The sequence below is a fragment of the Dactylosporangium sp. McL0621 genome (assembly GCF_049995355.1).
In the GTDB taxonomy this organism is placed as follows: Bacteria; Actinomycetota; Actinomycetes; order Mycobacteriales; family Micromonosporaceae; genus Dactylosporangium.
Genome location: NZ_CP188259.1, coordinates 4,534,452 through 4,559,546, shown reverse-complemented (window position 1 = coordinate 4,559,546; position 25,095 = coordinate 4,534,452). Strand labels below are relative to the sequence as shown.

General features: G+C 70.0%; 31 protein-coding genes and 2 pseudogenes. 22 read left to right on the top strand and 11 right to left on the bottom strand.

The genetic code is table 11. The features are described from left to right. Nucleotides 1-40: 40 nt before the first annotated feature. Both ACPPVO_RS21765 and ACPPVO_RS21760 read right to left on the bottom strand, forming a co-directional pair. Nucleotides 41-394, bottom strand: a complete 354-nt coding sequence (locus ACPPVO_RS21765) for a DUF6262 family protein (protein ID WP_426513041.1) — start codon at nucleotides 392-394, stop codon at nucleotides 41-43. Between the two features lie 262 nt (nucleotides 395-656). Next, nucleotides 657-1,379: a TetR/AcrR family transcriptional regulator gene (locus ACPPVO_RS21760; protein ID WP_426513040.1), complete on the bottom strand. Its 723-nt coding sequence runs from the start codon at nucleotides 1,377-1,379 to the stop codon at nucleotides 657-659. A 162-nt stretch (nucleotides 1,380-1,541) separates the two neighbouring features. Between ACPPVO_RS21760 and ACPPVO_RS21755 the strand changes: the two genes are divergently transcribed. From ACPPVO_RS21755 to ACPPVO_RS21740, 4 genes are all read left to right on the top strand, one after another. Then, nucleotides 1,542-2,561: an NAD(P)-dependent alcohol dehydrogenase gene (locus ACPPVO_RS21755; protein ID WP_426513039.1), complete on the top strand. Its 1,020-nt coding sequence runs from the start codon at nucleotides 1,542-1,544 to the stop codon at nucleotides 2,559-2,561. Next, a complete protein-coding gene (locus ACPPVO_RS21750; RefSeq protein ID WP_426513038.1) occupies nucleotides 2,558-3,319 on the top strand; it encodes a DUF4389 domain-containing protein in 762 nt (253 codons plus the stop codon). Before ACPPVO_RS21755 ends, ACPPVO_RS21750 begins: the two co-directional genes overlap by 4 nt. Before the next feature lie 215 nt (nucleotides 3,320-3,534). Continuing rightward, a complete protein-coding gene (locus ACPPVO_RS21745) occupies nucleotides 3,535-4,308 on the top strand; it encodes a DUF4386 domain-containing protein (protein ID WP_426513037.1) in 774 nt (257 codons plus the stop codon). Between the two features lie 831 nt (nucleotides 4,309-5,139). Further along, nucleotides 5,140-5,379, top strand: coding sequence for a hypothetical protein (locus ACPPVO_RS21740; RefSeq protein ID WP_426513036.1), 240 nt, complete (start codon nucleotides 5,140-5,142; stop codon nucleotides 5,377-5,379). 19 nt (nucleotides 5,380-5,398) lie between these two features. Here ACPPVO_RS21740 and ACPPVO_RS21735 read toward each other — a convergent pair whose 3' ends face one another. Next, on the bottom strand, nucleotides 5,399-6,004 hold the full coding sequence (locus tag ACPPVO_RS21735; protein ID WP_426513035.1) for a CGNR zinc finger domain-containing protein: 606 nt from the start codon (nucleotides 6,002-6,004) through the stop codon (nucleotides 5,399-5,401). A 62-nt stretch (nucleotides 6,005-6,066) separates the two neighbouring features. Here ACPPVO_RS21735 and ACPPVO_RS21730 point away from each other — a divergent pair, with 62 nt between their 5' ends. The 3 genes from ACPPVO_RS21730 (at nucleotide 6,067) to ACPPVO_RS21720 (ending at nucleotide 8,365) form a co-directional block, all read left to right on the top strand. After that, complete coding sequence (locus tag ACPPVO_RS21730) at nucleotides 6,067-6,810, top strand: alpha/beta hydrolase (protein ID WP_426513034.1); 744 nt, start codon at nucleotides 6,067-6,069, stop codon at nucleotides 6,808-6,810. Beyond that, nucleotides 6,794-7,195, top strand: a complete 402-nt coding sequence (locus tag ACPPVO_RS21725) for a hypothetical protein (protein ID WP_426513033.1) — start codon at nucleotides 6,794-6,796, stop codon at nucleotides 7,193-7,195. The genes ACPPVO_RS21730 and ACPPVO_RS21725 overlap by 17 nt, the downstream gene beginning before the upstream one ends. A gap of 78 nt (nucleotides 7,196-7,273) precedes the next feature. Continuing rightward, entirely contained in the window at nucleotides 7,274-8,365 is a 1,092-nt protein-coding gene (locus ACPPVO_RS21720; protein WP_426513032.1) for an integrase core domain-containing protein, read from the top strand. 162 nt (nucleotides 8,366-8,527) lie between these two features. Here the strand turns inward: ACPPVO_RS21720 and ACPPVO_RS21715 are convergent, their stop codons facing one another. Both ACPPVO_RS21715 and ACPPVO_RS21710 read right to left on the bottom strand, forming a co-directional pair. Further along, nucleotides 8,528-8,869, bottom strand: a complete 342-nt coding sequence (locus ACPPVO_RS21715) for a hypothetical protein (protein WP_426513031.1) — start codon at nucleotides 8,867-8,869, stop codon at nucleotides 8,528-8,530. 33 nt (nucleotides 8,870-8,902) lie between these two features. Then, nucleotides 8,903-9,355 carry a hypothetical protein gene (locus ACPPVO_RS21710; protein ID WP_426513030.1) on the bottom strand — a complete coding sequence of 151 codons (453 nt, stop codon included), beginning with the start codon at nucleotides 9,353-9,355 and terminating at the stop codon, nucleotides 8,903-8,905. Nucleotides 9,356-9,407: 52 nt separating this feature from the next. Here ACPPVO_RS21710 and ACPPVO_RS21705 point away from each other — a divergent pair, with 52 nt between their 5' ends. Both ACPPVO_RS21705 and ACPPVO_RS21700 read left to right on the top strand, forming a co-directional pair. Then, nucleotides 9,408-10,052 carry an SNF2-related protein gene (locus tag ACPPVO_RS21705; RefSeq protein WP_426513029.1) on the top strand — a complete coding sequence of 215 codons (645 nt, stop codon included), beginning with the start codon at nucleotides 9,408-9,410 and terminating at the stop codon, nucleotides 10,050-10,052. 15 nt (nucleotides 10,053-10,067) lie between these two features. Next, nucleotides 10,068-10,814 carry a helicase-related protein gene (locus ACPPVO_RS21700; RefSeq protein WP_426513028.1) on the top strand — a complete coding sequence of 249 codons (747 nt, stop codon included), beginning with the start codon at nucleotides 10,068-10,070 and terminating at the stop codon, nucleotides 10,812-10,814. A gap of 115 nt (nucleotides 10,815-10,929) precedes the next feature. Here the strand turns inward: ACPPVO_RS21700 and ACPPVO_RS21695 are convergent. Both ACPPVO_RS21695 and ACPPVO_RS21690 read right to left on the bottom strand, forming a co-directional pair. Further along, nucleotides 10,930-11,118 (bottom strand): annotated as a pseudogene (locus ACPPVO_RS21695) (IS1634 family transposase); the annotation flags it as partial. A gap of 437 nt (nucleotides 11,119-11,555) precedes the next feature. Next, nucleotides 11,556-12,593, bottom strand: coding sequence for a phosphatidylinositol-specific phospholipase C domain-containing protein (locus ACPPVO_RS21690; RefSeq protein WP_426513027.1), 1,038 nt, complete (start codon nucleotides 12,591-12,593; stop codon nucleotides 11,556-11,558). Between the two features lie 259 nt (nucleotides 12,594-12,852). Between ACPPVO_RS21690 and acpA the strand changes: the two genes are divergently transcribed. From acpA to ACPPVO_RS21675, 3 genes are all read left to right on the top strand, one after another. After that, entirely contained in the window at nucleotides 12,853-14,616 is a 1,764-nt protein-coding gene (gene acpA / locus ACPPVO_RS21685; protein WP_426513026.1) for an acid phosphatase, read from the top strand. Nucleotides 14,617-15,035: 419 nt separating this feature from the next. Then, on the top strand, nucleotides 15,036-15,317 hold the full coding sequence (locus ACPPVO_RS21680; RefSeq protein ID WP_426513025.1) for a carbamoyltransferase C-terminal domain-containing protein: 282 nt from the start codon (nucleotides 15,036-15,038) through the stop codon (nucleotides 15,315-15,317). Nucleotides 15,318-15,341: 24 nt separating this feature from the next. Continuing rightward, the gene (locus ACPPVO_RS21675) at nucleotides 15,342-16,487 is read left to right on the top strand and encodes a tyrosine-type recombinase/integrase (RefSeq protein ID WP_426513024.1); all 1,146 of its coding nucleotides are present in this window, start codon (nucleotides 15,342-15,344) and stop codon (nucleotides 16,485-16,487) included. On the opposite strand, the gene ACPPVO_RS21670 is transcribed toward ACPPVO_RS21675, so the two are convergent. Together ACPPVO_RS21670 and ACPPVO_RS21665 are read right to left on the bottom strand one after the other, a co-directional pair. Next, entirely contained in the window at nucleotides 16,430-17,239 is an 810-nt protein-coding gene (locus ACPPVO_RS21670; protein ID WP_426513023.1) for an alpha/beta fold hydrolase, read from the bottom strand. The genes ACPPVO_RS21675 and ACPPVO_RS21670 overlap by 58 nt on opposite strands. 11 nt (nucleotides 17,240-17,250) lie before the next feature. Then, a complete protein-coding gene (locus tag ACPPVO_RS21665; protein ID WP_426513022.1) occupies nucleotides 17,251-17,553 on the bottom strand; it encodes a putative quinol monooxygenase in 303 nt (100 codons plus the stop codon). 81 nt (nucleotides 17,554-17,634) lie between these two features. Between ACPPVO_RS21665 and ACPPVO_RS21660 the strand changes: the two genes are divergently transcribed. The 3 genes from ACPPVO_RS21660 (at nucleotide 17,635) to ACPPVO_RS21650 (ending at nucleotide 19,071) form a co-directional block, all read left to right on the top strand. Next, nucleotides 17,635-18,234, top strand: a complete 600-nt coding sequence (locus ACPPVO_RS21660; RefSeq protein ID WP_426513021.1) for a TetR/AcrR family transcriptional regulator — start codon at nucleotides 17,635-17,637, stop codon at nucleotides 18,232-18,234. 101 nt (nucleotides 18,235-18,335) lie between these two features. Further along, nucleotides 18,336-18,836: an SDR family oxidoreductase gene (locus ACPPVO_RS21655; RefSeq protein WP_426513020.1), complete on the top strand. Its 501-nt coding sequence runs from the start codon at nucleotides 18,336-18,338 to the stop codon at nucleotides 18,834-18,836. Between the two features lie 31 nt (nucleotides 18,837-18,867). Continuing rightward, nucleotides 18,868-19,071, top strand: coding sequence for a hypothetical protein (locus ACPPVO_RS21650; protein WP_426513019.1), 204 nt, complete (start codon nucleotides 18,868-18,870; stop codon nucleotides 19,069-19,071). A 572-nt stretch (nucleotides 19,072-19,643) separates the two neighbouring features. Here ACPPVO_RS21650 and ACPPVO_RS21645 read toward each other — a convergent pair. Beyond that, the gene (locus ACPPVO_RS21645; RefSeq protein WP_426513018.1) at nucleotides 19,644-19,790 is read right to left on the bottom strand and encodes a hypothetical protein; all 147 of its coding nucleotides are present in this window, start codon (nucleotides 19,788-19,790) and stop codon (nucleotides 19,644-19,646) included. Between the two features lie 263 nt (nucleotides 19,791-20,053). On the opposite strand from ACPPVO_RS21645, the gene ACPPVO_RS21640 reads away from it, so the two are divergent. Continuing rightward, nucleotides 20,054-20,221 (top strand): hypothetical protein, encoded by a 168-nt coding sequence (locus tag ACPPVO_RS21640; protein WP_426513017.1) that lies wholly within the window; start codon nucleotides 20,054-20,056, stop codon nucleotides 20,219-20,221. Between the two features lie 11 nt (nucleotides 20,222-20,232). Here ACPPVO_RS21640 and ACPPVO_RS21635 read toward each other — a convergent pair whose 3' ends face one another. Further along, a complete protein-coding gene (locus ACPPVO_RS21635; protein ID WP_426513016.1) occupies nucleotides 20,233-20,814 on the bottom strand; it encodes a TetR/AcrR family transcriptional regulator in 582 nt (193 codons plus the stop codon). 126 nt (nucleotides 20,815-20,940) lie between these two features. On the opposite strand from ACPPVO_RS21635, the gene ACPPVO_RS21630 reads away from it, so the two are divergent. The 6 genes and pseudogenes from ACPPVO_RS21630 (at nucleotide 20,941) to ACPPVO_RS21605 (ending at nucleotide 25,067) form a co-directional block, all read left to right on the top strand. Further along, entirely contained in the window at nucleotides 20,941-21,108 is a 168-nt protein-coding gene (locus tag ACPPVO_RS21630; RefSeq protein ID WP_426513015.1) for a hypothetical protein, read from the top strand. Further along, a complete protein-coding gene (locus ACPPVO_RS21625) occupies nucleotides 21,108-22,043 on the top strand; it encodes an ABC transporter ATP-binding protein (RefSeq protein ID WP_426513014.1) in 936 nt (311 codons plus the stop codon). Before ACPPVO_RS21630 ends, ACPPVO_RS21625 begins: the two co-directional genes overlap by 1 nt. A 12-nt stretch (nucleotides 22,044-22,055) precedes the next feature. Next, nucleotides 22,056-22,886 (top strand): ABC transporter permease subunit, encoded by an 831-nt coding sequence (locus ACPPVO_RS21620; RefSeq protein ID WP_426513013.1) that lies wholly within the window; start codon nucleotides 22,056-22,058, stop codon nucleotides 22,884-22,886. Next, the gene (locus ACPPVO_RS21615; RefSeq protein WP_426513012.1) at nucleotides 22,883-23,476 is read left to right on the top strand and encodes a class I SAM-dependent methyltransferase; all 594 of its coding nucleotides are present in this window, start codon (nucleotides 22,883-22,885) and stop codon (nucleotides 23,474-23,476) included. The genes ACPPVO_RS21620 and ACPPVO_RS21615 overlap by 4 nt, the downstream gene beginning before the upstream one ends. Beyond that, nucleotides 23,430-23,777 (top strand): annotated as a pseudogene (locus ACPPVO_RS21610) (DUF2218 domain-containing protein); the annotation flags it as partial. The gene ACPPVO_RS21615 and the pseudogene ACPPVO_RS21610, both read left to right, overlap by 47 nt. A gap of 102 nt (nucleotides 23,778-23,879) precedes the next feature. Continuing rightward, entirely contained in the window at nucleotides 23,880-25,067 is a 1,188-nt protein-coding gene (locus tag ACPPVO_RS21605) for a cytochrome P450 (protein WP_426514669.1), read from the top strand. Nucleotides 25,068-25,095: the final 28 nt, after the last annotated feature.

Genomic DNA, 25,095 nt, shown 5'->3' with positions numbered 1-25,095 from the left:
TGCGGTTTTGCGTGATGAACGGTGTCATCGACAGGGCCTTTCAGCAGGGTCCGATGATGGGCCTGGATTTCTTTCTCGGCGTGTCGCGGGTGTTGCCGAGGACTGTGGCCGCTCGTTGTTCGCCGAGGGCCAAGGCGAGGGCGTCGCGCAGTTGCCGGTTCTCAGTTTCTAGACGTCTGATGCGTTCCGTGGCGGACTCGAGGCGTCGGAGCAGCGAGGCGTCGGAGGCGCGTTGCCGGTCAGGAACCGCGCGGCTCGCGGCCGCGGTCTGGTGGCGGCTGCGGAGCCGCTCGATCTCGGCTCGAAGATCCGGCTGGTTGTAGAGCCAGGACCGGGAGACGCGAGCCTGCTTGGCAACGGCGTCGACGGTGATCGGCGTCCCGGTGGCGTCCATCCGGCGCAGGGCGGCGACGGCGCGTAATCCCCAGGGCAGAACAACTTCGCGGGGCTGTCGACCCACAGGTTGCAGGCTGGCGGGCCTGAACCACGAACCCCGGCCCCAGCAACCGAAAGGCCACGGAGGAACCCGATCCAGCATCGGGCACCGCAGCCTGCCCACGGCAACCAACCGACCCAAACCGTCCGTCACACCGACATGATCAACTCATCGTGAAAGAGGCGGGCTAGCGCCCACCTCGGATCGTCGGGGTGCACTGTCAGCGTGATGCCCCGGTGGCCGGCGGTGGCCGCGACACCGTTCGCCCTGCGGCCTTGTCGCTGGTCGTCTCGATGCCGTCGAGGATCAGGTCGAGTCCGAACTCGAACTCGAAGTCGTAGTCGTAGCCGGGCTGCAGGACGTGCTGGGTCGCCAGCTCGGCCAGGTGCGGGTACCCGCCGGCGGGTACCCGCATCTGGATGTCCGGCGCCAGTTCGGCGGTTTCCTGCGGGGTGCGGAACGGCAGGCTGCGCTCCTGCAGCGCGAACCCATAGATGTAACTGTCGAGGATCCAGAAGGCGTGCGCGGTCAGCTCGATCGAGAAGCCGGCATCCCGAAGGCACCCGATGACGGCGTCGTGGTGGCGCAGTGTTTCCGGGCCCGGGGAGCTGCGCGACTCCATGAAAGCGATCGCCCAGCCATGGCGGGACAAGACCCGCCGCGCGGAAATTGCCCGCTGACGCATCGCGGTCTTCCAGTCCTGCCCACCGGCGGGGAGGCCGATCTCGCCGAAGACCAAGTCGATCATGCCGTCGAGGAGGTCTTCCTTGTTGGCCACGTGACGGTACAGCGACATCGCCTCGACCCCGACCGCCTCGCCGAGCTTGCGCATGCTCAGCGAGGCGGACCCGCTCTTGTCGGCGAGGGCGACCGCGGCGTGCAAGACCCGTTCCCGGGTGAGCGGGGTGCGGGGCGTCCGACCTCCAGGGGTCGACGGGTTCATCCACATGCTCCTTCCATCCCACACTTGACAAGCTTACGGTGTAAGCCTACCCTTCCAACTGGAGCTTACGCCGTAAGTTCTTGACTGCATGGAGGCAGAATGAAGACGACAGAGCCCGGCAGGCTGAGGGCACCGCCCCGGCCGACCGCCGGGGGAACGACGATGACGGCGGTCGTGCAGGACCGCTACAGCTCCGCCCCCGAGGATCTCTTCCGGGTCGCGGAGATAGACCGTCCGGTCCCCGGAGACGACGAGGTCCTGGTACGGGTGCGTGCGGCCAGCGTGGACCGGGGTACCTGGCACATCATGTCCGGCCTCCCGTATCCCATCCGGCTGGCAGGTTTCGGTCTGCGCCGGCCCAAGTACGCCAACCCGGGCCGGAATCTGGCCGGAACGGTCGAGGCCGTCGGGGCCGGCGTTACCGGCTTCGCGCCCGGCGATGAGGTGTTCGGGATGTCCACCAGCACCTTCGCGGAGTACGCAGCCGCCCGGACGAGCAAGCTTGCCTCGAAGCCCGCAAATCTCTCCTTCGACCAGGCGGCAGCCGTCCCTGTTTCCGGGGGCACCGCCCTGCAGGCCGTCCGCAACCACGGGCGCGTCCAGGCCGGCGAGAAGGTGCTGATCATCGGCGCGTCGGGAGGCGTGGGCAGCTTCGCGGTGCAGATCGCGAAGGCGTCCGGCGCCGAAGTCACCGGGGTGTGCAGCACGGCGAAGGTCGACATGGTCCGCGCCCTGGGCGCCGACTCCGTCATCGACTACACCCGCGAGGACTTCGCCGACGGCGGTCCCCGCTACGACGTCATCCTCGACATCGGGGGCAATGCCCGGCTGTCCCGCCTTCGGCGTGCCCTCACCCCTCAGGGACGGTTGGTCATCGTTGGCGGCGAGACCGATGGACGGTTCCTTGGCGGCAGCGGCCGCCAGATCCGGGCCCAGATCATGTCCCCGTTCATCGGCCAGAAGCTGGGCACGTTCGTCGCGTCGGAGAACGCCGCCGACCTGATCGCCCTGCGCGACCTCATCGAGGCCGGCGATCTGACCCCCGCGATCGACCGGGCCTACCCGCTCGCCGACACCCCAGCGGCCATCCGTCACCTGATGGACGGGCAGGCCCGCGGCAAGATCGTCATCTCCGTCTCAGCCCGCAGCGCGCAGATCCCAGACCCGGGGAGCACCCCGTGAACAGGAACCCAACCCCCTACCCCGTCCGCGTCGACGCGTCCCCGGATCCCTCAGCCTCCCGTTGGCTGTGGCTGGTCAAGTGGCTGCTGCTGATCCCGCACTTCGTCGTGCTTGCGTTCCTCTGGCTGGCGTTCTGCGCGGTCAGCGTTGTGGCGTTCTTCGCGATCCTGTTCACCGCGCGCTATCCGCGGGCGCTGTTCACGTTCAATGTCGGCGTGCTGCGCTGGTCCTGGCGGGTGAGCTACTACGGCTACAGCGCTCTGGGCACCGACCGGTATCCGCCGTTCAGCCTGACTGAGGTGCCGGACTACCCGGCCCAGCTCCACGTGCCATACCCCGAAAGGCTGTCCCGTGGCCTTGTGCTGGTGAAGTGGTGGCTGCTGGCCCTGCCGCATTACATCGTGCTCTCGATCTTCGTCGGCGGAGGACTGTGGGCGACCTCCCGCGGCACGACCGGCAGCGGATGGGACAACGGATGGGGGGACGGCGGTCTCGTCGGGCTGCTCGTGCTGATCGCCGCGATCGTGCTGCTGTTCACCGGCCACTACCCCGGCTCCCTCTACCGCTTCATCCTCGGCATGGACCGCTGGGCGCTGCGGGTCGCTGCCTACGCCGCGCTGATGACCGACGCCTATCCGCCCTTCCGGCTCGACCAGGGCGGCACCGACCCCGGCTCGCAGCCCGCCCGGCCCACTGCGCCGCCACCGTCCCCAGCACCGACCGCGGCCCCGCCGACTCTGACCACCCCGGTGGGATGAACCCTTCGCCGGTGTCAGGTTCACCACCAGCGCCAGCACCTTCCGCAGCCGCCGGGTCAGCGTGCCAGGCCCGAATCCAGGCATTGGCCGACCCGGGTCTGGCCACCCGCTCGGCCGCCGTCGGGCCGGCAGCCCGAATGCGGCCGTACGCACTGGCCCGGAGACCCACCATCGAGCGTCGATGGCTACTTCATCACCTCAGTTAGGACACGGACATGACGATCGGCAGGCAAACCGCAGCAACCACGAGGGGAGACCCGATGAGTGCACTGCGCAAGACCGCGCTCGTCGCGGGCATCTTCTACCTGATCACGTTCATCTCGATCCCCACACTGTTCCTGTACGGCAACCTCAAGACCGACCGGAACTTCATCACCAGCTCGGGCAGCAGCACCGCCGTGCTGTGGGGCGCCTTCCTCGAGGTGATCGTCGCCCTGGCTGGCATCGGCACCGCCGTCACGCTGTTCCCGGTGATCAAGCGGCTGAACGAAGCCATGGCGCTCGGTTTCGCAGCCGTGCGCACCCTCGAGGCTGCCATGATCTTCACCGGTGTCCTCAGCCTCCTCACGCTCGTGCACCTGCGAGAGGGCCTCGGCACAGCAGCAGGGGCGGACCATGCCTCGCTGCTCACCACCGGCGCGTCGCTCGTCTCCACCTACAACGGGACACTCCTGCTCGGGCAGACCCTGATGCCGTGCATGAGCGCGCTCCTGCTCGGCACCTTGATGTACCGGTCAGGACTCGTGCCGCGCGCCATCCCCCTGATCGGGCTCATCGGAGCCCCCCTGCTCATCACCTCCACCATCGCGGCGTTCTTCGGCGTCATCGCGCAACTCTCCGCATGGTCGGCGATCGCGACCCTCCCGGTAGCCGTGTGGGAGCTCTCGTTGGGCTTGTGGCTGACCTTCAAGGGCTTCAAGCCCTCCGCCATCACCGCCGGGATGGCCGCAGCCGACACCCGGCCTGCCCGCCCCGTCGTCCCCGTCTGACCGAGCACCAAGCGCGGAACCTCGTCGTGAAGACCTCGGCATCGAGGGCGAGCGCGCGGCAGGCGCGAACAGCGGTGCGTACTCGACGGTCGACAGTAGCCGAGGGTCAGCCGGCAGCCCGGCCAAGCGTGCCCCGGCCGGTGACCGGGTCTTGCTGCCGCCGTCGTTGTACAGCGTCGCGACGGGGCGCCCCCACTCGTCGTACTGTGTGGCCGTCACGTACGTGTTCAGCCCGGTCAGGGTCGTCGGATTGCCGAGCCCGTCGTAGCCGTACGTCAGCGTTTCTTCCGGCTGCGGACCGGCGCCGATCCCGCCGACCCGCGGCAGCTTCACCGTCGCGATGCTGCCGGCGGGGTTGTACGACGTCTCGGTCGTGTACGTGCCGGCCAGGGGCGTGCCCTCCGCTGCCGGGATGACGACCGACGTCTTCGTCGGCCGGTAGGTGCCGGTCTGGTACTCGCTGATGGTGCTGGCGTACTGCCGCCCGTCGGGCGTGTAGCGGGTGACGGTCGAGGCCTGGCCCTTGAGCAGGGCGTCGAAGTCGGTGTGCACCAGCAGGGTGCCGGTCCCGGCCGCGCCCTGGTACAGGTCGGTGACCCGCCCGAGCTCGTCGTAGACGCTGCTGCGGGTGATCCCGCGGCCGTCCTTGACGGTCAGTTGCTCGTCGGCGTCGTCGTAGGTGAAGTCGGTGGTACCGCGGTCGGGGTCCTTGGTCTGCAGGGTGCGGCCCCGCACGTCGAAGGTGAAAGACCAGACGCTGCCGGCCGGGTCGGTGACCTTCTCGGTTCCGCGACGGCTGGCGGGTCGGCTCGCCGCTGACCCATCGAGCAGGTGCGCGCCGCCGCCGCGGAGCACGGCCTGACCCTGGACGACGAGCGGGACCTGACCCCGTACCTGGACCTGCGCCGCCCGCGCGACCGGTTCATCGCGGCCCTGGTCGGGGCGGGCCGCCCGCTACCCCTGCGCGGCGAGTACTGGCGCATGCTCCGCGGCGGCGACGCCCTGCAGTGGTGTCTGCTCAACGGCCTGCTGAACTACCGCGTCCTGTACTTCCGGCCCGCCGCCGGCTGACCTCTGCGCCGCCCGGCGTTCAGAGGCGCGGGTCGCGGGTGGCGAGGCGGGTGATGGCCTCGTCGATCGAGTGCGGCTGGTCGCCGGGGCCGGATCGAGTGCGCAGGCGGCTGCGGTACCCGGCCACCTTGGCCCGGTTGCCGCACACCGCCATGTCGCACCAGCGCCCAGCGGCGTTGCGGCCGTGGTCGTAGAAGGCCCGCCCGCATGCCGGGTTGGCGCAGAGCTTCAACCGCTGGAACGTGCCGGCGTGCACCGCGTCGAGCAGGATGGCGGCCAGCCGGCCGAGCGCGGGGCGGACCCCGCCGGCGGCCGTGGTGATGCCCGTCCGCCGGGCCGAGAGCAGCCTCGGCGCCGCGCCGAGCCAGTCCAGCGCGGCGTTGAACTCGCGCAGCGGCGCGGCGGGCTCGCCCAGCTCGGCGTTGGCGGCAAGCAGCCCGCGCACCGCGCGGCGGAACGCGTCGGCGCGCTCGACGTCGGCCACCGTGAGCCCGGCTCCGGCCAGGTCGTGCTCGGACAACCACCGCTGCAGGGCGGCCGGCGAGCCGGCCTCGACCGCGTTGGCGAAGTCGCGCAGCAGGTCCAGGTCGTCGGGGGCGTGCGCGGGGCGTCGGGCGGTCGGCACCCGACCAGTATCCCTCATCGCCATGTAACCAGTATTGCACGACATAGGTTACGATGCGGCCCATGAGAACCGCGCTATCGGCCGGCGTCGCATTGACGCTCCTGCTCGGGGCGTGTTCCGGCGGGCCGGCCCCGGCCACCGCCGGCTCCTCCCCCTCGCCGTCGCCGTCCCGGCTCGACGGCTGCGTGAACCCGGGCGACGGCGTGCCCGCCCAGATCCGGGAAAGCGAGATCACCACGGTGACCGCGATCGTGCTCGGGACCGGCGAGCGGGGCGTGGTGCTGACCCCGGAGCACGGCGGCACCATCTGCCAGTGGCTGCCGTTCGGGCGGACCCTCGCCAGCCAGGGGTACCACGTGCTGATCTGGGATCCGGGCTTCGACCCGGTCGCCGAGATCGGCCACTTCGCGGGGGTGCTGCGCGAGGCCGGCGCGAAGCACGTCGTGCTGGTCGGCGCCTCCAACGGCGCGAACATCTCCACCTTCGGCGCCGCCCGGACCAGCCCGCCGGTGGATGGGCTGGCCTGGCTGTCCGGCGAGGACATGCTGTACGTGGCCGGCCAGTCGGGCCGGCCGGTCAAGGAGGCGGCCGCCCAGGTCGTGGTGCCGGTGCTGCTCATCGCCGCCCAGGACGACCCGATGCACTGCGCCCAGACCGCGGACGACCTCGCCAAGCTCATGCCGGCCACGCAGAAGCAGGTGCTCGTCGTCCCGGGCACCGAGCACGGCGTGCAACTGCTCGGTGGCACCTCCGCGCCCGCCGTGGTGCCGGCTGTGATGGACTTCCTCGATGCCCACACTGCCTAGGGCGACGACGCTCGCCGTGGACTTCGGCACCACGCACACCGTCGCGGTCCTCGCCGGACCGGACGCGCCGGACCGGCAGCTGCTCTTCGACGGCACGCCGCCGGTGCCGTCCAACGTCTTCGCCCATCCGTCCGGCATCGTCTACACCGGCGCCGACGCCGCCCGGCTCGCGCGGGCCGCGCCGCAGCGCCTGGAGCCCGCGCCGAAGCTGCGCATCGACGACGGCGCGGTCCTGCTCGAGGACCGGGAATGGCCGATCGCCCAGCTCATCGCGGCGGTGTTCGCCCGGGTCGCGCAGGAGGCGATCCGGGTGGCCGGGCACCTGCCGCCAGTCGTGCTGACCCTGCGGGTGCCGATAAATCATCCGGCCAGGTCACGGCCTTGATCGGCAATCTCTGGCATGGCCGCCGACCGGCCCCTGCTGGCTTCACTTGGACAGGGGTGGACGGCATCATGATCTGTCGTGCTGCGGCGGATGGCCTACCTCGCCGCGAGCAACGCCTTCGCCCTGCAGCGCGTGCTGCCGATGAGCGACCGGGACCAAGACATCGAGATCCCTGCCCTGCGGCATCAACTGCTCGTCCTACAGCGCCAAGTCGGCAAGCCCACGTTCACGAACGCCGATCGCGCTGTCCTCGCCGGCCTGCTCCACCGCCTCCCGATGAAGAAGCTGCGGCAGCTTCTACCGCTGGTCCGCCCGGACACGATCCTGCGCTGGCACCGCGACCTGCCCAGGCGGCGCCACGCTGCGACCTGCGCGCCGAAGCGACGTGGCCGCCCAGCCACCGTCCGCTCGATCCGCACCCTGGTCCTGCGCCTGGCCAGTGAGAATGCCCCGCAGGGCCACCGCCGCATCCACGGCGAACTCGCCGCCCTGGACATCAAGATCGCCGCCTCCACCGTCTGGGAGATCCTCAACGAGCACGGCATCCCACCTGCACCCGAACGACAGAGCACCACCTGGGCCGACTTCCTGCGCAGCGAAACGGCAGCGCTGCTCGCCTGCGATCTCTTCGAGACCCGCACCCTGACCGGAACGCGCCGGTACGTCTTCGCCGTCAACGAGCACGCAACGAGGCACATACGGATCCCGGCCGCGACCACTTACCCCACCGCGGACTGGATCGTTCAGCTCGGCCGCAATATCGTCACGGACCTGAAGGACGTGGGAAGCAGCGCCATGTTCTTGATCCAGGACCGAGACTCGAAGTTCACGGCCACCTTCGACGCCCTGCTGACCGACGCCGGACTGACGGTCATCACCACCGGCATACAGATACCCCGAATGAACTCCATCATGGAACGCTGGATCCTGACCTGCCGCACGGAGCTCCTGGACCGCACGTTGATCTGGAACCAGCGCCACCTCCTGCACGCACTCCGCGAGTTCGAGACCTTCTACACCTGCCATCGCCCACATCGGACCCTGGGCCAAGCCGCGCCACTACGCCCAGTACCCGAACCGACCAGCGTGCCAGCGCAGATCAGGCACCTGGAACTCCGCCGACGAGACCGACCCGGCGGAGCCCTCCACGAGCACCAACGTGCCACCTGACCAGGCCGGATGGTTAATCGGCACCCGCAAAGGCCGCGAGTCCAGCCCGGGCTGAGACCAGGTGCACTCTCATCGGCTAATCCGGAAGCGTCGGCGATGGCCGCAGACCGAAGGACAACTACGCATAGTGACGACGTTCGGTGCATCGCTGAATCTCTCGCGTCAGGTCAATTGAAGCTCCTGACGCAGGACGATCATGTAGTTGGGGTTCAACTCGGACCTTCGACACCAACCTCGCGTCGGCACCGCATGACCACTCAAGCCGCGCCGCCGGACCCGATGCCGATGGTCGTCGCCCGACAACTGCTCCGCGACGCCGGTGCTTTGGCCGACGACACAGACCTCCTCCGTGCCGCTGTCGACGGCCTCAAACGCGACGTCCGTGCAGCCCACGACCGCCTTCGCACACGACTGATCGCCGAACAGCTCGCGACGATGCAGGTGACAGGCCTGCGCTCTCCGGCTGGCAAAGCGCTCCGCAACATCGGCAAACTGCCGCAGCACGGATACCGCAGTGTCTTGGACGTGCTGGAGACGTCACCGACGTCGCTGCAGGGGATACGTGACATCGGCGCGACGACTGCCGTGGCGATCCACGCTGCGGCTCAGGCCGCCGCGGCAGCGGTTGAGCACGACACCGGCATCCGATTCGACGCCGACCAGGCGCCGGAAAGCCACGTCGAACTGCTCCGCCTCCTGCACACTCTCGCCACGGTCATCCGGATACACGCCGTCACCGCTGACCCGTGCGGAAACCTTCGCCGTCAATCTGGACCGTGCGCTGTCGATTGCGTCGCCAGCAGGATTGTTACGGCACCGGCTTTTCGCATGGCCCGCCAGCCGCCGCCGAGCCCAGCAGGCGCTCGTCGAGCTGCAAAGCCTGCTGGGGACTGTCGACGCCGTCATCGTCTGGGCGGCACTGCGAGACATCGCCAACGCCATCGACAGGGCCGACCGCACCTCAGCGGCGACACTCTGGGCGGACTTCATCGGCGGTGCCGCCCTGTATTAGACGCTGCTGGCCGAGGCCCGCGGCGTACCGGTGGCCGAGTCGAGTGCCTCAACCGGTTTCGTGTCCGGCCACATTGGGGACGAGGCGCGAAAGGTCGACCTCGACACCACCTACCTGCGGGTACGGCTGCGCACCTATCAGGTGTTCGGCGCTCAGTACGCGATCGACCGCAAGCGGGTGATCCTCGGCGATGAGATGGGCCTGGGCAAGACGATTGAAGCAATCGCTGTCATGGCGCACCTGTCAGCCCGCGGTCAGCGGCACTTCCTCGTCGTCTCTCCGGCAAGCGTGCTCTACAACTGGATCCAGGAGATCGAGGAGCACAGCGCGCTGAAAGTTCTGAAAGCGCACGGGGACGGGCGGCAGGACGCCGTCGCCGAGTGGTCCAGGTCGGGCGGCGTTGTGATCACCACGCTACAGACGTTGCGTGTGCTGGCCTTCCCGCAAGGCGTCCGGCTGGATCTGCTGGTCGTCGACGAAGCGCACCTCGTCAAGAACCGGACCACGCTGCGTTCGCAGGCCGTAGCGGTCCACGCCGGCAGCGCGCAGCGGGTACTGCTGATGACCGGAACGCCGATGGAGAACCGGGTCGAGGAGTTCCACAGCCTCGTCCGATACATCGACGAAGGCCTCGCGGCCCGGCTGCTGCCCAACAACCAGGTGCTGAGCCCGTGAGCCTTCCGGGTCAAGGTGGCCGAGGTCTACCTCCGCCGTACGCAGGAGGACGACCTCAAAGAACTGCCAGAACGTCTGGACGTGGACGACTGGGTGGAGCTGGGTACAGCAGAGCGGCAGCGGTACCTTCAAGCCGTCCGCCAACGCCAGTTCGCGGACATGCGGCGAGCCGCCTACCTCATCGGCACTGACGAGCCCACCGCCAAGCTTGAACGGATCAAACAGATCGTCGACGAGTCGGCCGCCAACGGCTGGAAAGTCGTCGTCTTCTCCTACTTCCGTGAAGTCCTCGACCGCGTGCACGCCACGCTCGCCGCATCGACCCGCTTCCACCTCACCGGCAGCACCCCGACGAGCCGGCGGCAGCAGATCATCACCGCCTTCCAGCAGCATGCCGGACCCGCGGTCCTCATCGGCCAAATCGAGGCGGCCGGCATCGGGCTCAACCTCCAGGCCGCCTCGGTCGTCGTAGTCACCGAACCACAGCTCAAGCCGAGCACCGAGGATCAGGCCATCATGCGCAGCTACCGCATGGGCCAGCCACGCATGGTCCGGGTGCACCGGCTGCTCGCCAAGGACTCGGTCGACGAGCGCATCCTGCAGCTGCTCAAGACCAAACGCAGCCTATTTTACGCGTACGCCCACGAGTCCGAGGCCAAGCACACCGACGCGGCTGCAGTCGACACGTCGTACACGGTCGACCTCTCGAGCGCCGACGAGACACGCATCATCGGCAAGGAACGCGCCCGGCTCCTGCCGTAGGACGATTGAACGGCGCCCGAGACTGCTGCGGTGGCGGCTCAGGACCCTCGGTCGTCCGGGCGACCCCGTTTGGGGAATGGCGCGTTCGCCGTTCGCCGCGGAATCCTGTCCCCACGATCGCCCGGTTCGCGACAAGGGCGAACAGGACCCGTTCCATGTTCATGGTGAACCGCCGCACGTCGGTGGCCGCGCGGACGGCGGCGGCGACGCCGAGGCATTGCCACAACTGGTCCAGGAGCCACACCGACCCGGTCGTGCGGGCGTCGATCACTTCCTGCGGTGCAGCGCCCGTGACCGTGCCAGCAGCCACAACGATTCCGGACGACATTTATCCACATCGGTCACAGCCATCGACTGAACACCTTACCCCGGCCTGGCCCCCAAATGAGACGGCACCGAGCGAAGTTCGACGATCACCGTTCCAGTCTGGCACCTGCGCCTCTACATGCGGTCGGCCTGCTCCCCACGCCAAACGGGTGAGCCTGCCGAGCCTTCGCCATCGTCGCCTTGCTGACGCCCTGAGACCGACCAGTTCGCCGCCGCGTTGCCGCGAAAGGGCGTTGAGCTGGTCTCGGGCGACGAGCCTGAGGACTGGACCGACCACGAGTTCGAGTTCTACGACATCCCACCTGCCTGTGTGGATGGAGCACGAGACGGCCACGAATCGCGGGTGACCTTCAGGGCACCGAACGCAGCGGGCCGAGATCGGGCGGCCGGAGCCGGCCGCCCGACCGTTCGAGCTCAGCCGCGGTCGTCGACCAGCGACACGACGGTGGGCAGGGTGGACCAGTCGCTGGAGGCGACGCTTGCGTGCGCGGCGGCCATCGCGGCGACGCGGGACTGCGCGGCGGCGGCGTCACCGGCCGGCACGGCCGGGGGGACGTTCTGCACGTCGGTCATGATCAGCAGATAGTGGTTGGTGTCGTACCACGAGGTGTCGATGCCGCCCGTGACGTACGCGGTGGCGTCGCCGTCGAACGCCACGAACCAGGGCCAGAGGCTCGCGTCGGCGTAGCGGGTGCGCGGGTCGCCGGCCTGGGCGTTGTGCACCGACGGGAAGATGTTGGCGCGGGACAGGGTGCCGGCGGCGGCGAGGCCGTTGAGGTACTGGGCGTATTCCACGTCGGTCCACAGCGTGTCGGTCGGGTTGTCCTCCTCGACCGTGCCGGGAATGATCTCGATGATCACCTTGTCGGCCAGCAGGGTCCGGGTCGGCCATGCGTTGGCGCGGGCCGCGGCGTCCAGCGACGGGTAGGCGCCGAGCAGGTCGGCCGGCTTGAACACGGCCGCGCCGAGGTGTGCGGTGATCGTCGCGTCCAGCTGGGCGGCGCCGAGCCCCGTCCGGCTGCTGAAGCCGGCCTTCAGCTCCAGCTTGAGGATGAGCGGCCCGGTGCCGGGGTGGGCGGCCAGCCAGATCCGGATGTCGTCCAGGCAGTACTCGAGGTTCTTGTTGGCGCCGCCCGCGTACAGCTGGCTTGCACTGGTCGCGGCGACACAGTTGTTGGCGTTGCCGAACGGGTTGCTGTGGCTGACCTTCCACTCGCGGGTGAAGATGTCGTCCCACACGTCGAGCTCGATGAGGCCGGGGTGTTCGTCGAGCGCCTGGGCCAGGTACGGGAAGGTGGCCGGGTCGTAGGTGTTGTGCAGCCCCACCGTGGTCGTCTGGGACACCCGGCTGGTCGGACCGGCGGCCCACGCTGCCGGGCCGGCGGCGGCGACCGCGCCGGCGGCGAGAGTCACGGCCGCCAGACCGGCGACGACAGATCGCAATGCGTGCATGGAAATCTCCTGACCGGCCGACCGTCGCGCCGGCCACGAGACCCTATCCAAATCGATACAAGTGAACGTAAAGCGGCGCCGCCGCGACAGCCGCCCAGCCGCTGCGCAGCCGCCGGGTGGTCGACCCTCCGACATATTGCGAAGCGGCAACGTGTCGGCCCGACGTCGCGGCGATCATGCTGCGTTCAGAGACTCGTCACCACGACGTCTCCGGGACGGGCGTAGCGTCCTCTCGACACCTTTCGATTGGGAGGCACCGGTGAACGTTTCCGCACGTTTCCGCCGTCGTGTGCTGCTGCCCGGCGCCGTGGTCGCGCTATGCGTGTCGGTGGCGGCCGTCCCGGCCGTGGCCGACGCTGGGGTCAGCGGCGACCACGGTTCCGACGGCATCAAGCACATCGTGGTGATCTACGAGGAGAACCACAGCTTCGACAACCTGTTCGGCGGCTGGGAGGGCGTCGACGGGCTGGACCGCGCCAAGTACTCGGGCCACGTGACGCAGAAGGCGGCGGACGGCACCGTGCTGCCCTGCCTGCCGCAGAACGACGTGAACCTCGCCTCGCCGGCGCCGCTGCCGGTGAGCTGCACCGGTACGGTCAACGGCACCGTGGTCGACTCGGCCTTCGCCAACCGGCCGTTCGAGATCGACCACTACATCGCCGGCGATGACAAGACCTGCCCGGCGCCCGGCGTGTTCGCGGCGCACGGCGTGCTCAAGGACTCCGCCGGCGCGCTGCCCGGCGGCTGCACCGAGGACCTGGTGCACCGCTACTACCAGGAGCAGTACCAGATCGACGGCGGCCGCCAGGACCGCTATGTGGCCGGCAGCGACGCGATCGGCCTGACGATGGGCTACTACGACACCCGGACGCTGCCGGTCTACCAGTACCTGCACGGCCGCAACGCCCCGCGGTACGTCATCGCGGACAACTTCTTCCAGGGCGCGTTCGGCGGCTCGTTCCTCAACCACCAGTGGCTGGTCGCGGCGAACGCACCGGTGTGGCCCGGCGCGGTCGCCGACGGCGGCGCCAACGACCTGCACTCGATCGTCGGCGCCGACGGCAGCCCGGCCAACTACCCGTTGCACCCGGCGACCGGCCTGAAGGACACGGCGCTCACCCAGGCCGCGAACCCGGACGGCTCCTGCAAGGTCAGCGCCGGCGCGCCGACCCCGCCGGCCGGCACGGTGTGCGGCGACTACGCGGTGAACACGATCCAGCCGTTCTACCAGCCGTATTCGCCGGGCACCGCCGACGCGAAGCGGCTGCCCCCGCTGACCGCCCCGACCATCGGCGACCGGCTCTCCGGCGCCGGCGTGGACTGGGCCTGGTACTCGGGCGGCTGGGACGACGCCGCCGGCAATGTCGGCGGCCCCGGCTGGACGAACGGCACCACGCCCGGCACGTGCTCCAACCCCCGCACGGTAAGCGGAGCGGTGTACCCGAACTGCCCCGACAAGACCTTCCAGTTCCACCACCAGGCGTTCACGTACTACGCCAACTACGCCCCGGGCACCGCGGCGCGGGCGGCGCACCTGCGCGACGAGACGGACTTCATCGCCGCTGCGAAGCAGGGCAAGCTCAAACCGGTCAGCTTCGTCAAGCCGATCGGTGAGAACAACGAGCACCCCGGCTACGCCAGCGAGCGCACCGGCAGCAACCACCTCGTCGAGCTGCTCAAGGCCATCGAGACCGGCCCGGACGCGAAGTCCACGGCGGTCGTCGTGACCTACGACGAGTTCGGCGGCCAGTGGGACCACGTCTCGCCGCCCACCGGCGCCGGCGTGTCCGACAAGTTCGGCCCCGGCACGCGCATCCCGGCCCTGATCATCTCGCCGAAGCTGGAGCGCCGCTTCACCGTCGACCACACCTCGCACGACACCACGTCGATCATCGCGACGATCGAGCACAAGTACGGCCTGGCCCCGCTCAGCACCCGCGACGCCGCGGTGGCGGACCTGTCCAAGGACATCGCGCCGGGCGAGCACACCCCGCACTGCTGGTTCTGGTGGTTCTGCTTCTGACCCGCAACCGCACGACGACGGCGGGGCCGGGCACCGCCCGGCCCCGCCACCGTTGACCCGAGTTTGTCGCGCGTCACTGCTGCGCCAGCGCCACCATCTTCCGGTACACCCTGGGCCAGCGCGGCGAAGCTCAGGCTTGCAGCGGTCGCCTCGAACTGCACCAGCGCCTTCCATGGTGGACCGACACCCTGCACATCGGGCCGGGAACGCTACGAGGTCGCCTTCCGCGCGGACATTCCCTGCAGGCCGGCACCACGCGGCACCCCTCTCGTCCCCGGCCCGCTTCAGACCAGCAGCGCGTGGGGACCGGCGTTCACCGGCCCGGCCATAGCCGCCATCCTCAACAGCAACCACATCCGCATCGCGAGCAAGGCGACGACATCGCCGACGCCGCCGCGCGGCTCATCGCGTAAGGGCACGTGGTTGGCTGGATCCAAGGACCCACCGAGACCGGCCCCCGCGCGGTCGGACACCGCAGCATCCTCGCCGACTCCCGCACCATCACGTCCCGCGACCGGATCAACCGCAACATCAAAAGCCGCGAGCTGTGGCGGGCCGCTCGCTCCGAGCATCGATCCATTGCGCTGGCCGTGACGTCGCGGCGAATCACTCGATTTAGGGTTCCCTCGATGGTGTGGCCCGTCGTTGCAATCCGTGCCGGGCAGCAGTCCCATGAAGAGGAAGCCCATCTCAAGGCATAGTCCGCGTAAGCGACGGAGGTTCTCATGGCCGATGTCGATGTAATCGCGCGGGACCCGGAAAACGGTCTTTTCGGATTCCGGGTCGAACTCGGTCGCGACCGCTCCGGGGCACGGATGCAGGCCAGGCGGAGCGGATTCGTCACGGAACAAGCTGCCCTGGTCGAGTACCGTCGGCTGAGCCGGCAGCGCGACGCACAACAACCTCGACCGCGGCTGTCCGATACCGTGCAGACGCTCTGCGAGGACTGGCTCGACGCCCGGGAGCAGGAGTTACAGCCGAACACGGTCTGCAACTATCACTGCCTGCTCAACCTGATCTACCGGTACGTCGGCCGGGTCCGCGCATCGCGGCTCAGCGCCCGGATGACCGAACACGCCTACCAGCAACTCGGGGCCGTCGGCTACTCCCGCACCACCCTCCGAACCCTGCACCTGGTCCTGGCCAAAGCGTTCGGCGAACAGACCGGCCGCACCCTCGGCGCGCACAAGCCGCGGGAAACCGATGCCCTGCGACCGGTCTGGACCCTGGCCGAAGCCCGCAGCTTCCTCGACCACGTTGCCGGCGACCGGCTGTACCCGCTCTGGCGGCTGCTGCTGACCACGGGGCTGCGCCGCGGCGAACTCCGCGGCCTGAAATGGTGCGACCTGGAACCGGACCTGGCCACGCTCACGATCCGCCGGCAACGCGTCGTGGAAGACCCCACCAGCCTGGTGCGGGACAAGCCCCCCAAGTCCCACAACGGCACCCGCACCCTGCTCCTCGACCCGACCACCCTCGCCGCACTGACCACCATCAGACCGCGCGCGAAGGCGGCGCTCGTCTCCGGCTACATGTTCACCGGCCGCCACGGCCAACCCCTCCGACCAGACAACCTCAGCAACCGCTTCAACCAACTCGCCACCGCCGCCGGCGTCCGACCCCTCGGCCCCCACCAAGTCCGCCACCTCCTCGCCTCCAACCTCCTCGACCTCGGCTACGGCATCCCCGAAGTCGCCGAACGCCTCGGCCACGACCCCGCTACCCTCATGCGCCGCTGGACGACGCCCTGGCCGACATGGTCGGCAGAATGCCGGGTCCGGCGTAGCCCCGGTCCCGGCACCCCACACCCGCGTCAGGGCCGCAGGAAGCGGGCCACCTCGCCGGCGATCGTCTCGGGCGCCTGGAGGTAGAGCAGGTGGTTGGCGCCCGGGATGTCGGCGTCAGCGCAGTGCGGGAACCGCTGATGGATGAGTTCGCGGCCTTCCTCGAAGAAGGCGCCGCTGCGGGTGCCCAGCACTGACAGGACGGGCGCCCGCACCGCGGCAGCGCGCTGCGCGCTGAACGTCCAGTCCTCCAGCGACGGCCGCTCCGCCCGGTAGAAGAACTCGCCGTCGCGCACGGCCTGGTCGAACGCGTCCGGGCCGATGGTCGCGAGAGGCTCCCGCCAGTGCTCGGCGTCGAGCGCGGTGAGGCTCGCGGTGACCGCGCCGGCCATGTCCCCGGCGCCGTAGCGGTCCATGACGGGGGCAATCTCCTGCATGAACAGACTCGCGGCGGGAACCTCCCGTAGCGTCGGCTCCACGAGGATCAGGCTGCGGACACGGCCGGGTGCCGCGAGCGCGGCCTCGATTGCGACCGTCCCGCCGTAGGAGTAGCCCACGATGTGGGCGGACGGCAGGCCGAGCGCGTCGAGGAGCGCAAGGGCGTCGGCCGCATGCCGCTCGACGCTGACCGGCTCACCCTGCCAGGGTTTGCCGTCGCGGCCGGTGCTGCCGCCCATCCCACGCCGGTGGTACCGCACCGGCGTCAGCCAGGGCGCGTGCCGGCGCAGGGCGCTCGCCAGTGGCCTGAGCCCATCGGCGAGGTTCGAGCCGTGGATGAGCAGCATCGGCTCGCCGTCACCGGTCACGTCGAACTGGATGTCGGTGTCGTCGACGCGCATAGTCGGCATGGTCACTCGCCCGGGATCAGGCTGGCGACGACGTCGATGTGCTCGACGGCAGGCGGGCCGGTGAACAACTGCTCGCCGGCCTTGCGCAGCGCCTCGAAGTTGGCGTCCAGGTGCGCCTGGCGGTCCTCCTCGGTGGCGAACGCGTCGTAGATGGCGAACGTCGTCGGCCCCAGCCGGAGCCCGAACCAGACGACCGCCTTGCCTTCGGCGCGGACGATGTCCACCACCGACTTCAGGCGGGCCTCGACCTCGGCCACCTTGTCCGGCTTGGCCTCAATGCGGATCAGCAGCCCTACGTTGACCATGCGTACTCCCCACACTTCTGTAGCGATCACTTCAGAATGCAAGCTACCAGAGCTCTGTAGCGATCGCTATACAATGCGAGCATGGCAATGGGACGCCCCCGGTCGTTCGACCGCGACGAGGCCCTCGAGCGGGCGATGACCGTCTTCTGGGAGCACGGCTACGACGCGACGTCGGTCGCCCAGCTCACGGCGGCACTCGGCATCGGCGCGCCCAGCCTCTACGCCGCCTTCGGCGACAAGCGGTCCCTGTTCCTCGATGCCCTCGACCGCTACCTGCACACCCACGCCGCCTTCACCCAACGCGTGCTGGTCGAGGAACCCCACGCACGCGACGCCGTCGAACGCCTGCTGCACGAGGCCGCGGCCGCCTACACCCGGCCGGACCGCCCCCGCGGCTGCCTGCTCATCACCGCCGCCACTAACTGCTCGCCGCAGTCGGCCGACATCGCGGCCCACCTGCGCGACCAGCGCGCCGTCGGCGCCCACGCCCTCGAAGCCAAGATCGCCGACACCGTGCGCGCCGGAGAGCTCCCGCCCGACACGAACCCTCGGGACCTGGCGAGCTTCTACGGCGCCGTCCTGCAGGGCATGTCGGCCCGGGCCCGCGACGGCGCCAGCCCGGACGACCTGCACCGCATCGCCGACCACGCACTGCGCGCGTGGCCCGGACCGGCGCGATAGCACCTCGGATCACATGACGCCGGCGTCATGCGGGTCGGTCAGCGTGGTATGGAATCCGTAATATACGGAACTCATCCTATGTGCTCCACGAGAGGCCGGTCATGATCGTCGTAACCGGAGCGACCGGCACCATCGGCCGCCCGCTCCTCGGCATCCTCGTCCGCGAGAGCGTCCCGGTCCGCGCCGTCAGCCGCGACCTGCAGGCCGCCGGCCTTCCCGCCGGCGTCGAGAACGTCGCCGGCGATCCTTCGCGGCCCGGCACAATCGCCGGATACCTCGACGGCGTCACCACCGTGTTCCTGCACCCGAGAGCGGTCGGCGAAGCCGCCGAGGAGCTTCTGGCACTGGCCAAGGAGCGCAGCGTGGCCCGTGTGGTCGCGCTTTCGGCCATCAACCTCGACGACGACACCACCCAGCAGCCGTCGCGTTTCCCGGGCGATCGCAACAAAGAGGCAGAGGAGGCCGCCGTCGCCGGCGGACTGGACTGGACTGGGTCAGCCTCCGGCCGGCCTCCTTCCGACGACGTGGAACAGGTGCTCGGCCGTCCCGCACGCACCTACGCCGAATGGGTCACCGACCACACCGCCGCGTTCCAGCACTGACCGCATCGAGGAGGCACCGAGGAGCAGAGCAATGGCTGAGGGCATGAAGGTGCTGCGAACTCCGCCGAAGCGGTTCGCCGACCTGCCGGAGTATCCGTTCGCGCAGCACTACGTGGAGATCGACGCCGGCGACGGCGCCGGCACCCAACAAGCCGCCCACGACCTCGCAGACCTCATGACACCGACAGCAACCCTCGTCCAGGTCACCACAGCACGCCACCTGAACCCCAAATAGCCGCTCCGACCAGCGCATCATCGATACACAGCGCCACCAAATCACAGACCCCTTTACTCGGCCGGTTTATGCTTACAGCGACCTGGGAGAACGTTGCTGAGCACGTCGCTGGGGCCTCCGACGACCCTGGGGGTCAAGGGGTCGTGGGTTCGAATCCCGCTGTCCCGACGTTGCGAAAGGCCAGCGTAGCTGGCCTTTTTTGTTGACCAATACCAATGCCTGCGACGTGTCATGACACGAGTTTTTGCACGTACGGGCGTACTGCTACCCGCCGCGGCACGGCGTGAGCTGTGGCTTTGCCACCAAAGCCAGGGCATCTCGTACACCCGGCCTGCGGCGCTCGGCTCACCCCGGGAGCCACGTTGAGCTGCGGTTTCGCGACCGGGGCACCTCGCACGCCACTCAGCGACCCCGAAACTCGGCCCCGCACCACCGCGACTGATGTCCGGTGTGGACGACCACGACACACCGTCGACACGTACGCACGTACGGTGATCATCTGCAATCGTTGGGTGCGGTCGCCCGGCTTTGCAGGTGGCGCGGCGCCTACCCACGCCGGGTCCCCTCGTTTACTAGCGGCGATGGCGAGGTGCGATGACCAGGCGTCGGGCCCGCCGGGACACGGCGATCACCGCGGGCAGGGTGGTCAGATCGTCGCGGACCAGGACCACGTCGACGCTGTGCAGGCCGAGGTCGGAGCCGTGCCGGCCCGTCGCCACGGCATCGTGAGCCGCGGCAAGCGCGGGAGCTCGCTGGCTTCGGCGCGGGAGGGCCGTGCGGCGACGGAGCGGCAGCTGGCCGGGGCGGCCGGCGAGGAGGACATCGGGTTCGGCCCGGCCGGCTGGGAGGCGCCGCAGTCCGACTGGGCCTGGTTCGACCGGATCGTGCCGACCGCCCTCGTCATGGGCCCCGCCGGGCTCATCGACGACGACCTGGCCACGCCGGCCCATGGGGCTTCGACCTGGCCGCCGTCGCCTGCCCCGTGCTGCTCGCGCACGGCAGCGCCGACCGGATGGTGCCCAGCTCGCACAGCGCCTGGCTGGCCGGGCAGCTGCCGTCGGCGGACCTGAGCATCATCTCCGACGAGGGCCACATCACGGTCACGCGGCACGCCGCCGAGACCCTGCGGTGGCTGCAGGCACGTCACTGACCTCACCCGCGCTACGCGGGGTCGTGCGTCCGCAGGCCGGTGAGGGTGGTCCGGACGAGCCGGTGGATCGCCGCCGGGTCGTGCAGGCTCGTGGCCGCGGCCAGGGCGTGCAGGCAGTAGAGCGTGAGTTCGCCGGCGGGGACGTCCTGGCGCGTGGCTCCGGCCGCGGCGGCGTCGGCGATGAGGTCCTGGACGAACGCACGCAGGTGCTGGTGGGCGGCGGCGACGTGCTCGCCGTGGTGGAGCTTGTCGGCGATGTCGGTGTCGTGCGCGCGCCGGTGTGAGATCGCCATCGCGTATGCGGTCAGCACCGACTCCAGGCGTTCGGCGGCGCCGGCGGTCCGGTCGCGGACCTGGAGCAGCTCCTGCAGGTGCTGGTCGATCTGGCGCTCGTGCCAGGCGCGCAGGATCGACTCGACGTCGGGGAAGTACTTGTAGAGCGTCGCGCGCCCGATGCCGGTCTCCTTCGCGATCTGCGACATGGTCACGCCGGTCAGCCCGTGTTCGGCGACCAATGCGGCGGTGGCATTGATGGTGGCCTCCCGCACGGCGTCGCGGTGCGCCTCGATCGTCTGGCTCCAGATCTTCGGCATGTCGCCCATCGTACGCGATGACCGGCCACGATACACATGACTTGACAGCGACACTATGTATTGAAAAACTACATCCGCTTCGGCCCGTCCGGGTCGGGGCGCCGAGCGGATCGAAGGAGTCTCGCCATGCCCGAGTTGCCGTCCCATCAGGACACCGACCCCGCGGTGCCGGACGCCGCGATCGGCGGGGTGTCACGGCGCCGGAAGGTGCTGGTCGCCGTCGTCGTGGTCGCACTGGTGGTGCTCGCCGCGGTACTGCATCTGACCGGTGTGCTCGGCGGGGAGAGCCACTGATGATCGAGGCGGTTGGGCTGGTCAAGCGGTACGGGAACGTAGCGGCGGTGGATGGGCTGTCGTTCACGGTGCCGGCCGGGTCGGTGACGGGGTTCCTCGGGCCGAACGGGTCGGGCAAGTCCACGACGATGCGGATGATCCTGGGGCTCGACGCGCCCGACGCGGGGGCGGTCACGGTGAACGGCCGGCCGTACGCCGGCTACCGCCGCCCGCTGTACGAGGTCGGGGCGCTGCTGGACGCCAAGGCGGTGGCCCCCGGGCGGTCGGCGTTCCAGCACCTGCGGTGGCTGGCGCTCAGCAACGGCATCCCGCGCTCCCGCGTCGATGAGGTGCTGCGCCAGGTCGGGCTGGCCTCGGCCGCCCGCAAGCAGGTCGGCCGGTTCTCCCTCGGCATGGCGCAGCGGCTCGGCATCGCCGCGGCACTGCTCGGTGATCCGCCGGTGCTGATGTTCGACGAGCCGGTCAACGGGCTCGACCCCGACGGCGTGGCGTGGATCCGCAGCGTCCTGAAGTCGCTGGCCGCGCAGGGCCGCACCGTGTTCCTGTCCAGCCATCTGATGAGCGAGATGGCGGTGACAGCCGATCGGCTGGTCATCATCGGCCGTGGCCGGCTGATCGCCGAGACCGGCGTCGAAGAGTTCCTGGCCTCCGGGGGCGAGAACTACATCCGGGTCCGCTGCACCGAGGCCGATGCCCTGGCCGCCCTGCTCGCCGAGCGGGGCGCGACCGTCGGCCACGACCCGGACGGTGCGTTGCGGGTCATCGATGCGACGGCCGACGAGATCGGCGAGGCGGCACGCGTCCGCGGGCTTGGCCTGCTGGAGCTGTCGCCGCAGCAGATGTCGCTTGAGCAGCGCTACATGGAGCTGACCCGCGACACCACCGACTACCACGCCACCCAACCGATGCCGGTGCCGACGCCGGCCGCGCGCTGAAGGGCCTTCGCCATGATTGCTACCACAACATCGCCGGCCACCACAGCGTCGCCGGCCGTCGGGCGCCGCGGCGGGGAGTTCACCAACGTGCTGCGCGCGGAGCTGGCCAAGCTGGCGAGCATCCGGTCGACGTATTGGGCGCTGCTCGTCGCCTTCGCCGGCAACATCGGCTTTGCCGTGCTCGCCGCCGCCCTGCTGGCCCCGCGGCTCAAGCCCGCCGACCTGGCCCATGTGGACGTCGTCCAGCTCGCGCTGGCCGGGCTGCACCTGTCGCAGGTCGCCTTCGGGGTGCTCGGCGCCATGGCCATCACGGGCGAATACGGCAGCGGGATGATCCGTACAACCTTCGCCGCCGTGCCGCGCCGCCGGACCGTCCTGGCCGCCAAGGGCCTGGCCTTCGCCGGGACGGCGCTGGTCACCTCAACCGTTTCCACGCTCGCCGCCTACCTGGCGTTCCTGGCGGCGCTGCCCGCCGGCACGCTATCCGGCACCGCGTGGAGCGACCCCGGCGTCACCCGGGCCGTCCTGGGCGGCGGCCTGTACCTCACCGTCTACGGGCTCCTGGGATTCGGGCTCGGCGCCCTGCTGCGCTCCTCGGCCGCGACGATCGCGACCCTGCTCGGCGTGCTGTTCGTGCCTCCGCTGCTGCTGGACCTGCTTCCCGGGTCGTGGAAGACCACCGTCGGGCCCTACATTCCGATGCAGTCGGGCAGCCAGATCTTCGTCGCCGCCCATCGCGAGGCGGCCAGCCTCGCCCCGTGGACCGGCTTCGGCGTGTTCAGCCTGTACGCGGCCGTGGCCCTGCTGGCCGGGCTCGTCATGATCAACCGGCGGGACGCGTGACCGGCCCGGCGCAAGCATCGCCGATCTCCCACGGCGGGGGCCCGCCGTGGGAGATCGGCGCCCCGCAGCCGGCCCTGCTCGCCCTGGCCGACAGCGGCGCCCTGCGCGGCCGGGTGCTGGACATCGGCTGCGGCACCGGGGAACACACCCTCATGGCCGCCGCCGCGGGACTGGACGCCACCGGGATCGACCGCGCCGCCGACGCCCTGGCAGTCGCCGGGCGCAAGGCACGCGACCGCGGCCTGACCGCACGGTTCATCCAGCACGACGCGCTCGAACTTGCGGAGCTGGGTGAGGTGTTCGACACGGCGGTGGACTGCCTGCTCCTGCACGCGTTGACCCCCACGGACCGGTCCCGCTACCTCGATGGCCTGCACGCGGTCCTGCGACCGGGAGGCCGGCTGTTCGTGCTCTGCTACAGCAACCGGCACACCACCGAACCGATCCCGCCCCACACCATGTCCCGAGGCGAACTGGAATCCTGCTGCACCGACGGATGGACCGTGGACCGGGTCCAGGCCACCACCAGTACTTCGACCATGCATGCCGGCGGCGTCGCCGCCTGGCTGGCCGCCTGCACCAGGCGCTAGGAGCAAACCCCTCATGCCTTCCGCCGAAGCCCGCATCCGTACCGATCGCGCCGGCCATTACCTCACCCAGCTGTGCGCGCACCTCGCCCGGATCAGCGACCTGCACCCCGATCGTGAGCACGACCACGGCCACCCGCACCCCGAGGACGCCGCGATGCTGAGGCCACGCCGCACGGAGTACGCCGACACCAATGGGCTCATCGAGTTCGACCGCGCACGCTGCACCCTGCAGGCCTCCGCGGGCGAACTCGTCCTGATCGCCGAGGCCGACGACGAACGGCAGCTACGACTCGTCTGCGACGCCATCACCGCACGCCTGCACAGCATCGGCCGCCGCGAGCAGCTGAGCCTCACCTGGCGGCCGGGCCGAGGTGGGCGCGACGCCGCGGCGCTCGTCCAGCAGATGATGACACCGGCTGGGCGCTCCGATCCCTTCCCGCTCTACACCGCGGCGCACGAGCTGGGACCGGTGTCCGAACTCCCCGACGGCTCCCTGCTCGTCTGCGGCTACGCGGCGGTCAACCAGGTGCTGCGAGAGCCGGGATTCGGACTGCCCGAACCGGTCTCACCCGACGCCGGCAAGGACGCGTTGCAGCTGATGAACCAGTCCATCCTGCGCGCCAACCCACCCGACCACGGCCGTATGCGCTCACTGATCGCCAAGGTGTTCACGCCACGGCGGGTCGCCGACCTGCGGCCGGCGATCGAGGCGGCCGTCGACGACGTGCTCGACCGGCTCGGTGAGGCCGGCGGCGGTGAGCCGGCCGATTTCATGGACCTCGTCGCCTTCCCGCTGCCGGTCACCGTCATCGGCGAGCTGCTCGGCGTGCCCCCCAGCGACCGCCGCCCGTTCCGGCCGCTGGCCGCTGACCTCACCGAGGCGCTGGAACTCTCCGGCGCCACGTTCGCGTCCGCTGACGCCGCCGCCCGCGAGCTGGCCGGATACTTCACCCCCCTGATCGGCGAACGCCGCACGGCGCCCGGTGACGACCTGGTCAGCGCCCTGGTCGCGGCCCGCGACGCCGAAGACGGCCGGCTCAGCGACCAGGAACTGCTGGCCAACCTCATCCTGCTGCTCGTCGCCGGCTTCGAGACCACCACCAACCTGCTCGGCAACGGCCTCACCATCCTGCTGGACCGCCCCGCCCTGGCCGGCGAGCTGCGCACCGGGCAGATCCCGATCGCCGGATTCATCGAGGAGGTCCTCCGTTACGACGCCCCGGTCCAGGCCGTCACGCGCCAGGCCCGCACCGACGGCCTGGCCATCGAGGGCATCCCGGTCCCCGAGGGCCGCAACGTCATCCTGCTCATCGGCGCCGCCAACCGCGACCCCGCCCGCTACCGCGACCCCGACCGCTTCGATCCCACCCGCCTCGACATCCGGCCGCTCAGCTTCGGCGCCGGCCCACACATCTGCATCGGCAACAACCTCGCCCGGCTCGAGGCAACCGTCGCCTTCCCCAAGCTGCTGACCCGATTCCCGCAGCTGTCGGCCCCACCGGACCGCCCTCCCCTGCGCCGCGACCGGCTCGTCCTACGCGGATTGCAAACACTCCCCGTCCGCATCACCCCACCCGGCGATCGCCGCTGACCGGACGCCGACCCCGGCTGCCTGCGCC